Genomic DNA, 15,076 nt, shown 5'->3' with positions numbered 1-15,076 from the left:
CATCGCCATCTCCACTCTGCACACCGGTCAGAACTCGTCTGTCGCGTCCCCGGCTGTCCGGCCGTGACATTTCCCGCAGTGGTCCTGATGTGGTCGAACCTGCACAGGCGCGGGCCGCATCACCCACGCACGGCCGCGTATCGGCCGATCTCACGACATGCGGGACCAGTCCCAGGAATTCGACGCCCGCGGCACCGGGAGACCGTCCCGTCGACGTCGTCGTGACGACTCTCGCACCCACGAACCGCATCCCCGATCCGGGCGCTTCGCCTCATCGACCACACTATTATCGGTGTACGCTACCGCCGGAAACAACGCCCCGAAACCCCGAATCGGTACTGCCGAGTCACGGCACGGCGATAGGGGATTTTAGGGGTGCACATAGGGGCATAAATTCGCGCTGGATCGCCCTCGGGAACTGGCTCTTTGCTATTCGCCGGTAAATCGGCGAATCGAGTCGACACGGCGAGTTGCGGCGATGAGGAGTCCGCGCGATCAGCCGGGTGGCTCAACGTCGAGCGGCCTGGTCCTCGACGATGTCGCGGTCCCGTTCACCGCCGCGTACCCGCCTTCTCGCACACTCGGCGGCGCGCGTCGCCATCGTCTCGCCGGCGAGCCGGTCCGGACCGCAGTCGCCGGGACGGCGGGTCTGCCGCAACGGGCGACACCGGTTACCCGGGCGAGCCAGAGCGCCTCGCTGCAGCAGGATCGTCGGCAGCACCGCCGACACGGCGCTCCGCAACTCCGCACCGGGAGCCCGGGGTCGACGGTGGACACCGCAGCCGGCGGGACGGCGACGGCCTCGGCGGGCAGTCGCCTACCCAAAATCCGTGGTGGACGACAGAGCCGCCGGTCTCGGCCGCGCATAGGCCCACCACGGCGGAGTAGGTCTGCGCACCGACACGGCACCGATCCCGCCGTCGTCCGCCAGGTCGTCGACCCTCCGCATGTCCTCCGCGCACGTCTGCGGCGAATCGGCGACCGAGCCGACGACCTCGTCGTCCGCCCCACTACGGCGCCTCTCCCTCGGCTCACCTGCGAGGGCGGATCCAGGGCGTGCAGGCGGAGGAAGTCGATCTCCCGCGATCAGCCGATCCGCAGGGCCCCGACGGGACACAACGCCACCGCTTCCTCAGCAGCGTCGTGCAGGCGACGATCGGGCTCGGAATCCAGAAGCAGGACGAGGCCGTCGTCGTCCTGGTCGAAGACCTCCGGGGCGATCAAGACGCACTTGCCCGAGCCGGTGCAGACGTCCCGGTCGGCGTGGACGTACGGTCCGGCTGCGTCGGCACTCACCAGGTGACCGGCATCGACATGATGTCGGGCAGCGGCGAGCCGGGCAGGCCCGTCAGCTCCGAGGCGGGCACGGCGAGGCGGAGATCGGGAATGCGGCGGAACAGCGTTCCGTAGGCGATCTCCAGCTCCACCCGGGTGAGGTTGGCGCCCAGACACTGATGGGAACCGTGCCCGAAGGCGATGTGCGCGCGGGCGTTGCGGTGCACGTCCAGCACGCTGGGCTCGTCGAATACCTCGGTATCGCGGTTGGCCGCGCCGTTGGCCACGATGACGGCGTCACCCGCCGCGATCGCCACGCCGCCGATCTCGACGTCCGCGGTGGCCACACGGAGTCCGGAGAGGTCGGAGACGCTGATGTAGCGCAGCAGCTCGTCCACGGCTCCCGGAAGCACGGCCTCGTCGGCCCGCAGTGCGGCGAGCTGGCCGGGGTTCTCCAGCAGAGCCGCCACACCGAGGGAGATCATCGACGCGGTGGGCAGCTGGCCTGCGCCGAAGAACAGGAAGCACAGGCTGACCAGTTCTTCGTGCGTCAGCGCCCCGGTGGCGACGTGCTTGGCGATCACACGGCTGAGCAGGTCGTCCCCCGGCTCGCTCTCCTTCTCCATGATCGCCTGGTACAGATACCGGGTAACCGGGATGAGGTGGGCGTTCATCGCCGATCCGACGTCGTCGGCGTCGAGGGAGTCACTGGTCTCCAGCGGGACGTCGCGGCTCTTCGCGACGAATTCCTGCATATCCGTATAGGAGATTCCCAGGAGATGGCAGACCACACTGCCTGCCATCGGCGACGAATAGGCCTGCACCAGATCCACCGGCTTGTCGGCGGCCAGCATGGCATCGATCAGCTCGTCGGCGGTCTGCTGAATGAGCGGCCGGAGCCCGTTCATTCGGCGCACGGTGAACTCGCTGATCACGGTGCGTCGAAGCCTGGTGTGCTCGGGAGCGTCGAGCGTGATCAGGGTCGAGAAGGCCCGAGTACCCTCCATCGCGGCACTCAGCATCGGGTATCCGGGGTTGGCGGCGTCCGAGCTGAACAGCGGGTCGGAAAGCACGGCCTTCGCATCGTCGTACCCGGTGACCAGCCAGCCCTGCGTCCCGTTGTACAGCCGGATCGGGCTGGGACCACCCGTGGCGAGCATTTCACCGTACTCGGCGGGCGGCTCGTAGGGGCATTTGCGCAGGATCGGGAACTCGACTACGGAATCCGTGGCCGCGTCAGTCATAAGCTCGCTCCAAAATCAACGGGAATTCGGGCCGAATAGGTCGCGACAACCCTAATTCGACGACGATCGAGGATCGCCCCCTAGCCTGCCCCTACTCTCCGCAGCACCCTTATCGACGAACGCCGGTAGATCGCCTTAATTCATACCGACCTCGGGCCGGCCAATTGACGGATGAAGAATCTCGATGAGATTCCCGATTCCATCGATCGGCCGGCTGCCGAGGTCGGGCACCCGGGTCAGATCCCGCCGAACTCGTCGTCGATCAATCGGAGGAGTTCGTCCGCGTCGGCGGCGTGCAGCGCCACGTCTGCCGCACCGGGCTCGTCGTGGTCGGCGTCGCCGAGCCTCGACAGGAGCACCGTCAACCGCGTCGCCAGGGCCCGGCGGGCCTCGCCACCGAGCTCGACCGAGGAGACACCCTGTTCCAGCCGATCCAGCTGGGCGAGGACCGCTCCGTCCGGGTTCTCCGTCCGGGTGCCGAGCTCGGCGGCGAGGAAGTCCCCCACCGCCGAGGGCGACGGATGATCGAAGACCAGCGTGGCTGGCATACGCCGCCCGGTCAGCTCGTTCAGTCGGTTACGCAGCTCCACCGAGGTCAGCGAGTCGAAACCCAACTCCGTGAACGCGGTCGTCGCGCTCACCATCTCGACGGACCGATGGCCGATGACGACGGCAGCCTCCTGCCGAACCATGGTGACGAGCGCGGCCCTGGCATCCGCCTCGGACAGCCCGGCCAGGCTCGCCCGCAGCGCCGCGCCCGCATCACCGGCCGACGGCAGCCGCCGGGCCGGTGCGCGCACGAGGCCGCGTAGCACTGCGGGAATCGGGCCGTCGCGGCGTTCGACGCCGGCGTCCAACACCCAGTCGGCCGGGGACACCACGGCCCGATCGGCGGCGACGGCGACGTCGAACAGCCGCAGTCCCTCCGAGATCGACAGCGGCCGCAGCCCGGTGCGCGCCGTACGCCGGGCATCGGCACCGTCGAGCGCCCCGGTCATCCCGCCACCCGAGCCGGCCCATGGCCCCCAGGCCAGCGATACGGCGGGCAGGCCGAGTGCTCTCCTGTGCTGCGCCAAGGCATCGAGAAAGGCGTTGGCCGCAGCGTAGTTCGCCTGACCGGCCGAGCCCAGAAGCCCGGCGACGGAGGAGAACAACACCAGCGGGACGGCGCCGAACTCCAAGGTCGTCTCGTGCAGATTGACCGCGCCGTGCACCTTGGCGCGCAGCACACGGTCGATTCGCTCGGGCGTCAACGACGTGAGCAGCCCGTCGTCGAGCACGCCCGCAGCGTGCACCACGGCCGTCACGGGATGGTCGGCGGGAACGTCCGCGAGTACTGCCGCGAGCGCCGCACGATCACCGACGTCGCAGGCGACGAGAGAGGCGTCCGTCCCGAGTTCGGCCAATTCCTCGACGAGGCGCTCCGCCGCAGGGGCATCGCCGCCCTGTCTGCCGAGCAGCAGCAGCCTGCGTGCCCCGTGCTCGGCGGCGAGGTGCCGCGCGACGGCACCGCCGAGCAGGCCGGTGCCGCCCGTCACCACCACCGTTCCCCCGGCAACGCTGTGCCACGGAAGAGCGTTGACCCGCGACCGGTTCGCCTCCGCAGGCAACCGCGCCAGCCGAGGGGTGTGGAGCGTGCCCGCCCGAATGGCAGTCTGGGGTTCGGCAGCGGCCGTCGCCGCAGCGACGGCGGCGGGCAACGCTTGGAAGGACGTCTCCTCCCCGTCGATGTCGACGATCAGGAAGCGTTCGGGATGCTCGGACTGCGCGGAGCGAACCAGCCCGAGAGCCGAGGCAGCCGCCAGATCGGCCACGTCCTCGTCGTCGGTCGTCGCGAAGGCCCGCCGGGTCACCAACACGAGCCTGGTCGAGGACAGACCGTCGTCGGCGAGCCATCGACGCAGCAGGCCGAACGTCCGATGCACGGCGTCGCGCACGGCCTCGGCGGGGTCGTCGGAGAAGTCACCGCCCACCAGCTCGGCGAGGACGACCTCCGGTCGTGCCGCGCCCGCCGCTGAGGAGGACCCGGCTTCGAGGTCCGTCCATCGGGGTAGTTCCACCCCGCCGATCCGGACGGGCAGCCGATCCACTGTGTCCTGATCGAGGACGGCCCACCCGATGGGCGCGACGGGCTCGGGTGTGCGCGGCGAGGAGATCCAGTCGAGCCTGAACAGCGCATCCGGGCGCCGTCTTCCCGCCGAGGCAGGCCCGGTCTGTGCGACCGGCCGCAGGGTGACGCCCTCGATCGAGGCCAGTGGCCTGCCCAGCTCGTCGGTCAGCTCGATCGAGAGCGCGGTCCCCGCACCGGGCGACATCCGGACCCGAGCGGCGGCGGCTCCGGTCTGGTGGAGGGTCACCCCCGTCCAGGCGAACGGCAGCCGGGTGGGGTCGTCGGTCGGGCTCGCGGCGAGTCCGATGGTGTGCAGGGCCGCGTCCAGCAGTGCGGGATGCATCCCGAACCGGCCCGCCTCCTCCCGCACGGAATCGGGCAGTCGTACCTCGGCGAAGACCTCGTTCGCCTGTCGCCAGGCACGGTGCAGACCTTGGAAGGCCGGCCCGTAGGCGAGAGCCGAATCCGAGTCCGCCGTGTAGAGGTCGGCCACGTCGACCGGATCGGCGTCGGCCGGCGGCCAGGGTCCCGTTCGGACGGTCGGCATGCGGTCGCCGACGGTCAGGCTGCCGTGGGCGTGCCGGGTCCAGTTCTCGTCCGGCGGGTCGTCCTGCGCACGCGAGTACACGGTGACGGGAACCGCGTCGTTCTCGTCCGGCGAGCCGACGACGACCTGGAGGTGGACCTCCTCACCCGCCGACAACACGAGCGGGACCTCCAGGGTCAGTTCGGCCACGGTGTCGCGGCCGACGTGCCGACCCGCTTGGAGAACGAGCTCCACGAAGGCGGTGCCGGGCAGCACGATGCCGCCCGCGACCCGGTGGTCCGCGAGCCAGGGCTGCGCTGCATGCGAGAGACTGCCGGTGAGTACGACACCGGGTGTGTCGGGCGAGGCCACGATCGCGCCGAGCATGGGGTGGTCGGCGGCGCCCAATCCGAGGCCGCGCGGGTCTCCGGGGTTCGCGCCGACATCGAGCCAGTACCGCTCGTGTTGGAAGGCGTAGGTCGGTAGGTCCACCGATGACGGCGCGGACGGCAGCTGAGGCGACCAGTCCACCGGCACACCCCCGGCGTGGGCCGTGGCCAGTCCGGTCAGGACCGCGTCCACCTCGCCGCGCCCGGTGCGCAGCAGGGGGAGACAGCGCACTCCGGCGGTGTCGCGCGTCCTCGTGCCGCCTGCATCGCGATCGTCGTCCTCGTCGTGATCCAGGGTGTCGCGGGCGAGCATGGACAGCACCGTGCCGGGGCCGACCTCGATCACGATGGACGCCCCGAGCCGCCGCAGGCTGCGCACCGCGTCCGCGTAGCGCACCGGCTCGCGAACCTGGCGCACCCAGTAATCCGGATCGGTCAACGCCGCGAGATCTGCCTCGGCACCGGACACCGTCGAGACCACCGGCATGGTCGGGGTGTCGAACTCGACGTGGGACAGCTCCCGCCGGTAGTCGTCGAGCATCGGGTCCATCAGGGCGGAGTGGAAGGCGTGCGACACCGTCAGGTCTCGGACCCGACGCCCGCGCGCCCGCCACGACTCGGCGATCTCCTCGACGACCTCGGCCTCGCCGGAGACCACGGTCGCCGTCGGGCCGTTCACCGCCGCGATGCTCACCGGCGGCGGTGAACCCGGAGTTCCGGCGGGGTCCTGCTCCCCGAGTCGACGCGCCGCACGATCGATCAGATCCTCTCGAATCTCCTGTTCCGTCGCCGCGACGGCGGCCATCGCGCCGCCCTCGGGCAGGGCCTGCATCAGCTTGGCCCGGGCGGCGACCACTCGACACGCCTGCGGCAGCGACCACAGGCCTGCCACGTACGCCGCCGTCACCTCGCCCAGCGAGTGTCCACTCACGATGTCGGGCACCACGCCGAAGGACTCCGCCAGGCGGACCAGTGCCACCTCTATCGCGAATAGTCCTGGCTGCGCCAACCCGGTCGCGTCGACGGCACGGGCTGCGGGCTCTGCCTCGGGCGCCGCGTCGTCGGGCACCGCGTCGTCGGGCACCGCGAAGAGAGCCGCTCGCAGCGAACAGCCCAGGAGCGGGTCCAGCTCGGCACAGACCTCGTCGAAGGCCGCGGCGAAGACCGGATAGGCAGCATGGAGTTCGCGGCCCATGCCGGGGTACTGGGTGCCCTGGCCGGTGAACACCATGGCCAGCCTTCCCGGGTTCTCGGCCATGCCCGTGATCACTGCCGGGGTCGAGCGACCCTCGGCGAGGGCGGCCGCGCCTGCCGCGAGTTCACCCCGCCCCGCGCCGAGGATCACCGCCCGGTGTTCCAGCACAGCCCTACTCGTCGCCAGGGCGTGTGCGATGTCGGCATCGGAGGTCTCGGGGTTCGCGGTGACGAAGGCGGCCAGCAGTGCGGCCTGGTCGAGCACGGCCTGCGGCGACCGGCCGGACAACAGCCACGGCAGGGCGCGGGCGGGGCGGGCACCGTCGAGGGGGTGGCTGGCCTGCGGCGTGGTGGGCACGGGCGGCTGTTCGAGGATGACGTGGGCGTTGGTCCCACTGATCCCGAACGACGACACCGCAGCCCGACGCGGACGGTCGACCTCCGGCCACGGCCGGGACTCGGTCAACAACTCCACGCCACCCGACGACCAATCCACCTGAGACGACGGCTCGTCCACATGCAAGGTCGACGGCAACACCCCATGACGCATCGCCATGACCATCTTGATCACACCCGCCACGCCTGCGGCGGCGACGGTGTGGCCGATGTTGGACTTCACCGAGCCCAGCCACAACGGCCTGTCACCGGGACGATCCTGCCCATAGGTCGCCAACAGAGCCTGCGCCTCGATCGGATCACCCAACCGCGTGCCGGTGCCATGCGCCTCCACCACATCGACATCCCCGGTGGACAGACCGGCATTGGCCAAGGCCTGCCGGATCACCCGCTGCTGCGACGGACCATTCGGCGCCGTGAGCCCATTGGACGCACCGTCCTGATTGACCGCCGAACCCTTCAGAACCGCCAGAACACGACGACCGTTCGCCACCGCATCCGACAACCGCTCCAGAACAAGAACCCCGACACCCTCACCCCAGCCGGTGCCATCCGCGGCGTCCGAGAACGACTTACACCGACCATCGGCGGCCAGACCACCCTGCCGGTGGAAGTCCTCGAAGATGCCGTGGGTCGCCATGATGGTGACGCCGCCCGCCAGTGCCAGGGAGCACTCGCCCTCACGCAGCGACTGCGCGGCCAGGTGCAGGGCCACCAGCGACGACGAACAGGCCGTGTCCACCGTCAGCGCAGGCCCCTGCAGTCCGAAGGCGTAGGCGACGCGGCCGGAGGTCACGCTGTTCGAGATACCGGTGCTCAGATGCGTGCGGACGGTCTCGGGCAGCCCGACGGCGCCCAGCCCGTAGTCCTGGCTCGCCTTTCCGACGAACACGCCCGTATCGCTGCCGCCCAGCGTGTTCGGGGCCAGTCCCGAGCGTTCGAAGGCCTCCCAGGCGGTCTCCAACAACAACCGTTGCTGCGGATCCATCGCCACCGCCTCCCGAGGCGAGATCCCGAACAGACCCGCGTCGAAACCGGCGGCATCGGCGACGAAGCCGCCGACCCTGGCGAAGCCGTCGGCGTCGGATGTCCGCCAGCCACGGTCGTCGGGGAAGGCGGCCATCGCGTCACGGCCCTGAACGACCAGCTCCCAGAGGTCCTCCGGTGATCCCACCTCTCCCGGGAAGCGACAGGCCATGCCGACCACCGCGACGGCGTCGTCGTCGGCCCGTCCAGTGCCGACGTCCGCCAGGCGCTGCGCGGCGCTCCCCGCGACGGCGCCGTCGGCAGGCCCGAGCCTGCTCAGCAGGTGACGGGCGAGCTCGGCAGGCGTCGGATGGTCGAAGACGGCGGTGGCGGGCAGCGTCAGACCGGTGGCCGCTCGGAGCCGGTTACGCAGTTCCACCGAGGTCAGCGAGTCGAAACCCAGGTCGCTGAAGGCCTGATCCGCCGCCACCCGGTCGGCACCCGCATGACCGAGCACCGCCGCCGCCTCCTGGCGGACCGTGTCGACCGCCTGTCGGCGACGTTCCGACTCGGCGAGTCCGGCGATCCGGTCCGCCCAGCCGGGCGCGGCCGATGTCGAGGTCGTGGCCCGTCGCGGCGCGCGGGTCCGGCGGACGCGGACGAGGTTGCGCAACAGTTCCGGAACACGATCCCAGTCGCGCAGCGCGGCGGGGTCGAGATCCACCGGGACGGCATGGGTCGGTCGCGTGGCCAGCAGGACGTCGAGAAGCTCCAGAGCCCGGTCCCGCGTCAGGGGGGTCACCCCACCTCGGCTCAGTCGGCTGCGGTCCGTGCCGGTCAGACCCGCCGTCATCCCGGAGTCGGCGGACCACGGTCCCCACGCGAGCGCGGTGCCCGCGAGACCGCGCGCGCGGCGATGCGCGACGAGCCCGTCGAGGAACGCGTTGCCTGCCGCGTAGACCGCCTGGCCCGCGGCCCCCCAGACGCCCGCGACGGAGGAGAACGTCAGGAACAACGGCAGGTCCAGGTGCCGGGTGGCCCGATGCAGGTTCCAGGCTCCGGTGACCTTGGGGGCCAGCACCTCCTCGATCCGCGTCGCGTCGAGGGTGGCGAACACGCCGTCGGAGACCACCCCGGCGGCATGGACGACTCCGGCCAGCGGCCGATTCTCGGGGATCGAGTCGATCACCTCGGCGAGGGCCCGAGCGTCGGTGACATCCGCACCGGACACGCGGGCTCGGGCGCCGAGCGTGGCGAGCTCGGCGACGAACTCGGCGGCCCCCGGCGTGTCCGCGCCGCGCCGGGACACCAGCAGCAGGTCGGTGACGCCGTGCACGGCGACGAGGTGGCGCGCCACCGCGCGACCCAACGACCCGAGACCACCGGTAATCAGCACGGTCGTCCTCGGCGGCACCGGCCGAGGCACCGTCAGCACCGCCTTACCGACCAGGGTGGCGCCCGCAAGGGCTCGGAGGGCGGGGCGGATGCGGCGGACGTCGAACTCGGTGATCGGCGGCGGTGTCAGGACGCCCTGTTCGAACAGCTCCCCGAGCTTCGCGAGCGCGTGTGCGACCCGGTCGGGGTGCAGCGCCGACACGTCGAAGGGCTCGTACCGGACTCCGGGATGCTTCTCGGCGACCTGCCCGGCGTCGCGCAGGTCGGTCTTGCCCATCTCCAGCAGCATCCCGCCGGGGGCCAGCGTCCGCAGCGAGGCGTCCACGAAGGACCCCGCCAGGGCGTTCAGCACGACGTCGACGCCACGACCGTCGGTCGCCGCAAGCACCCGCGACTCGAACTCGAGGTCGCGAGAGGAGGAGATGTGATCCGCCGGGATCCCCCAGTCCCGAAGCACCGCGTGCTTACCGGGGGAAGCCGTGGCGAAGACCTCCGCTCCGACCGCGCGGGCCACCTGGACGGCGGCGGAGCCGACGCCGCCTGCGGCTGCGTGAATCAGCACCGAGCGGCCCGCAGACAGTCCCGCCAGCTCGACCAGGCCGTGGTACGCGGTGAGGAACACGCTGGGCACCGACGCGGCCTCGAGCGCCGACCAGCCGGTCGGCACGGCGATCACGCAGCGGGAGTCCACCACGACCTCGGAGGCGAACGCGCCGGAGAACACGCCCGTCACCAGATCGCCGCAGGCCAGGCCGGTGACCTCGGCACCGACCTCGACAACGACGCCCGCACCCTCACCGCCGATCTCGATGACGTCGGGGTACATCCCCAGCGCCGCCATCACGTCACGGAAGTTCACCCCGGCCGCACGGACGGACACCCGGACCTCGCCGGGGGCCAACGGCTGCTGTCCGTTCGGTGAGGAGGGAAGCACGTCGACGCCGGTCAACGATCCCGGCGATGCGATGCCGATCTGCCAGCGTCCGCCGGGCAGAATCAGCTCGTCCTGGTCGGACGGCCGCGCGAGGCTCGACCTGTCGAGTCGGGGCACCAGCACCCGGTCCTCGCGGATCGCGATCTGCGAGTCCGCCGCGATGCGCAGGCTGCGCAGCAGGCCCGAGTCGAGTTCGACGGAGACGTCGGGATCGGCCAGATCGAGCAGCGCGATGCGGTCGGGGTTCTCCGTCTGGGCGGTGCGCAGCAGACCCCAGATCGCCGAGCCTGCCAGCCCGTCGACCTGGTCGGTGGGCTCGGCCGCCACGGCGTTGCACGTGACGACCAGTAACCGGGTTTCGAGCAGGACGTCCTCGACCAGTACCGACTGGACGATGCCGATCAGTCGTGCGATGTCGCGGTGCACCGCCTCCGGCACGGCGGCGTCGCCTGCCTGTCCAGCATCTCGGCAATCCAACACGATCAGCGCGGGCGGGTTCTCGGTGCGTTCGACGGCCGAGAAGAGCCGCGCCGGGTCTGGGAAGCGGCGGACGGGACCGAGCCGCCCGTCATCCGCGGACTCGGGTTCGATCTCGGCCATCGTCGATGCTCCGGCCGCAGGCAGCACCGCGAACCATTCGGCGGACTGCGCGGACTCCGGCGGCACGGCGGGCAGTGTCGTGGGGACCCATGTCACCTCGAACAGGGCCGATTCCCGATCTGCTGCGTCGTCGAACGTGCCAGCGGCGAGGGGGCGCAGGACCAACCGGTCGACGGTGAGCACCGGCGTCCCGTCCGGATCGGTCATGGTCAGGGCCAGGGCGTCGTCCCCGACCGGGCTCAGTCGCACCCGGAGACGGGTGGCCCCGACCGCGTGCACCCGGACCCCGGTCCAGGAGAAGGGCAATCGGACGCCGGTGCCGTCGTCGTCGAACGGTCGCAGAACCCGAGCCGCCTCGGGCAGGCCGAGCGCGTGCAGGGCGGCGTCGAACAGTGCCGGGTGCACCGCGTGGGCGATCTCCGTGGGCCGACCGCCCCCCGAGGCATCGACGGAGGCGGGCAGTTCCACCTCGGCGAACACCGCGTCCGTCCCGACCCAGGCCGCTCGCAGGCCCCGGAAGGCCGGGCCGTAGGTCAGTCCTGCCGAGGTGAAGGCGTCGTACAGCTCGGTCGCCTCCGCCGGGCGGGTGTCGGGCGGCGGCCATGTCTTCGTCAACCCGTCCGATGCCGTCGGTGCAACGGTCGGATCGGACTCCAGCAGCGTGCCGACGGCGTGTGCGGTCCAGTCGGCGTCCGGGTCGGACGCCGGGCGGGTGTGCACCGTGACCGCCCGGCGTCCGTCCGCCTCGGGGTGGTCGAGGTGCACCCGCACCGTGAGCGCGCCGGTCGGCGGAAGGAGCACCGGGGCGTTCAGGGTCAGCTCTTCGAGGACCGGGGCGTCCAGATCGGCGGCCGCGTGCAGCACCCAGTCCACCAGTCCTGTACCGGGGAACACGATCGCCCCACCGACCTGGTGATCCGATGTCCAGGGCGCGGCCGAGACGGACAGCACGCCGGTGAGCACCATGCCTCGGGCGTCCGGGAGATCCACTCGCGCACCCAGCACGGGATGCCCACCCGCCGTCAGTCCCAGGCCGCGTGCGTCCGCCCGTCCGTCTTCGGCATTCAGCCAGAACCGCTGGCGCTGGAACGGATAGGTGGGCAGCTCCAGCGGGGGAACCCGAGTCGGGAACACCGGTGACCAGTCCACCCGGGCACAGCAGACGTGCACCGTGGCGAGCCCGGCGAGCAGGGACTCCCGCTCGCCTCGGCCCGAGCGCAGCAGCGATACGCACGACACGGGGGCTGCCGCACTCGGGGCGGCTCCGCTGTGCTCCTCGGCTCCGATGTCGGAAGGGACGGGCCGGTCTTCGGCATCCGGGCCGTCGGTCGGCTCGACGACGGCCTGCAGAAGCGCGGTGAGCACCGCACCCGGCCCGACCTCGATCACGGTGGTCACGCCGAGGTCGCGTAGTGCGCCCGCAGCTTCCGCGAACCGCACCGGTTCGCGCACCTGCCGCACCCAGTACCTCGGGTCGGTCATGACGGCGGATGCGAGCACGCCGCCCGTCACAGTGGACACCAGCGGCAACGCGGGCGAACCGAATTCGATCCGGTCCAGGACCTGGCCGTAGTCGTCGAGCATGGGGTCCATCAGCGCGGAATGGAACGCGTGCGACACCGAGAGCGCCCGGACCCGGCGACCACGGGCCCGCCAGAACTCCATCACCCGAGCCACGGCATCGGAGTCCCCGGACACCACCGTCGCACTCGGTCCGTTGATCGCTGCGATGTCCACCGGCACCGCGTTGTCCGGGCCGCGTCGCGCCGTCGCGGCCGATTCGGCGAGGCAGTCCCGGACCTCGGCCTCGGTGGCGGCGATGGAGGCCATCGCCCCACCCGCAGGCAGGCGCTGCATCAGTCCGGCGCGGGCGGCGACCACCAGACACGCCTGTCGCAGCGACCACAGGCCGGCGACGAAGCCCGCTGTCACCTCGCCCAGCGAGTGACCCGCGACGACCTCGGGGGCGATGCCGAAGGTGGCGAGCAGGCGCACGAGCGCCACCTCGACCGCGAACAGGGCAGGCTGGGCCAGTCCGGTGTCGTCGATCGAATCCGAGCCCTCGTCCGCCGATCGCCGGTCCTGGCCCTCGGTCCGCTCGGCCACAGGCTCGGCGAACACGGCGTCGCGCAGCGAGAACCCCAACAACGGGTCCAACTCCGCACACACCTCATCGAACGCCCCCGCGAACACCGGAAACACGTCATACAGTTCCCGACCCATCCCCACGTACTGCGAACCCTGACCCGAGAACACCATCCCGACCCGACCCACACCACGCACCACACCCGACACCACACCCGGCGCCGAACGACCCGCCGCCACCTCGGCCAGACCAGCGGCCAGCTCGGCCGCATCCCCGCCCAGCACCACGGCACGGTGTTCCAACGGCGTCCGCGTCGTGGCCAGCGCCTGTCCGATGTCGACCGGCGACGGCGGTTGCGGTCCCGCCTCGACGGCGATGGCGGCGAGCCTGCCCGCCTGCGCGCGCAGGGCCGCTGCGGAACGACCGGACAGGACCCACGGGACGGGACCGGGCCCTGCGACGTGGCCGTCCCCATCGCCGAGGGCGGGCTCGGTGTCCGCGGGCTCGGGCTGCTCCAGAATCACGTGGGCGTTGGTCCCGCTGATCCCGAACGACGAGACCGCAGCCCGACGCGGACGACCCACCTCCGGCCACGACCGCGACTCGGTCAACAACTCCACCGCACCCGCAGACCAATCCACCTGGGGCGTGGGCTCCTCGGCATGCAACGTCCTCGGCAACACCCCATGCCGCATCGCCTCGACCATCTTGATCACACCGGCCACACCCGCAGCGGCCTGGCCGTGGCCGATGTTGGACTTCACCGAACCCAGCCACAACGGCCTTCCATCGGGACGGCCCTGTCCGTAGGTCGCCAACAACGCCTGCGCCTCGATCGGATCACCCAAGCGGGTCCCGGTGCCATGCGCCTCCACCACATCGACGTCCGCCGGACTGATCTGCGCGTTGACCAGCGCCTCGCGGATCACCCGCTGCTGCGACGGGCCGTTCGGCGCGGTCAGCCCGTTCGACGCGCCATCCTGGTTCACTGCGGAGCCCTTGACCACGGCGAGGATGCGCCTGCCGTTACGCACCGCGTCCGACAGCCGCTCGACGAGCAGGACGCCCACGCCCTCACCCCAGCCGGTGCCGTCCGCCGAGGCCGCGAACGACTTGCAGCGCCCGTCGGGTGCCAGGCCGCCCTGCCGGGCGAACTCCCGCACGATGACGGGGGACGCCATGACCTCCACGCCGCCGACCACCGCCAGCGAGCACTCATCGGCACGCAGCGCCTGCGCGGCCAGATGCAGGGCCACCAATGACGACGAGCATGCGGTGTCCACCGTCACCGCTGGTCCCTCCAGGCCGAAGGTGTAGGCGACGCGACCGGACACGACGCTGGTGGCGTTGCCGGTCAGCAGGTAGCCCTGGACCTCCTCGGGCATGTCGGTGAGCGCACCGCCGTAATCTCGCCCGGACACCCCGGCGAACACGCCGGTGCGGCTGCCCTTGAGGGTCGAGGCGTCGATGCCCGCGCGCTCGAACACCTCCCAGGCGGCCTCCAGCAGCAGGCGCTGCTGCGGGTCCATCGCCAGCGCCTCACGGGGCGAGATTCCGAAGAGCTCTGCATCGAACGAGGCCACGTCGGTGAGGAAACCCCCGCCGAAGTCGCCCGCAGAGTCGCCTGCCGCCCCGCCGCCTGCGATCGAGTCGAGATCCCATCCCCGGTCTGCGGGCAGTCCGGTGACGGCATCGACACCGTGGTCGACGAGACGCCACAGGTCTGCGGGCGACTCGACGCCGCCGGGATAACGACAGGCCATGCCGATGACGGCGATCGGCTCCCGCTCGCGCGACTCGACGTCGAGCAGGCGCTGCCGGGTCCGATGAAGATCAGTCGTGACCCACTTCAGGTAGTCGCGGAGCTCGTCTTCGTTCGCCATGTCCAGTTACTCCTAGCGTGGTTCGCGTCAGCAAACGCGGGGTCGAGGCGGGGCGGGATCAGTCCCTGCCGAGCCGTC

The 15,076-nt window shown here is 71.1% G+C and carries 4 protein-coding genes; all 4 read right to left on the bottom strand.

Features of this window, described 5'->3' with window-relative positions; translation table 11 throughout:
* Positions 1-508 precede the first annotated feature (508 nt).
* Entirely contained in the window at positions 509-742 is a 234-nt protein-coding gene (locus tag BKA25_RS11355; protein WP_157421116.1) for a hypothetical protein, read from the bottom strand.
* 344 nt (positions 743-1,086) lie between these two features.
* Positions 1,087-1,296: a ferredoxin gene (locus tag BKA25_RS11350; protein ID WP_069849996.1), complete on the bottom strand. Its 210-nt coding sequence runs from the start codon at positions 1,294-1,296 to the stop codon at positions 1,087-1,089.
* Positions 1,293-2,519: a cytochrome P450 gene (locus BKA25_RS11345; protein WP_069849998.1), complete on the bottom strand. Its 1,227-nt coding sequence runs from the start codon at positions 2,517-2,519 to the stop codon at positions 1,293-1,295. Before BKA25_RS11345 ends, BKA25_RS11350 begins: the two co-directional genes overlap by 4 nt.
* A gap of 236 nt (positions 2,520-2,755) precedes the next feature.
* A complete protein-coding gene (locus tag BKA25_RS11340) occupies positions 2,756-14,998 on the bottom strand; it encodes a type I polyketide synthase (RefSeq protein WP_069849999.1) in 12,243 nt (4,080 codons plus the stop codon).
* Positions 14,999-15,076: the final 78 nt, after the last annotated feature.

This window comes from Actinoalloteichus hymeniacidonis, assembly GCF_014203365.1.
GTDB lineage: Bacteria > Actinomycetota > Actinomycetes > Mycobacteriales > Pseudonocardiaceae > Actinoalloteichus_A > Actinoalloteichus_A hymeniacidonis.
The sequence above is the reverse complement of the archived record's forward strand: the minus strand, read 5'-3'. Positions and strand labels throughout refer to the sequence as shown.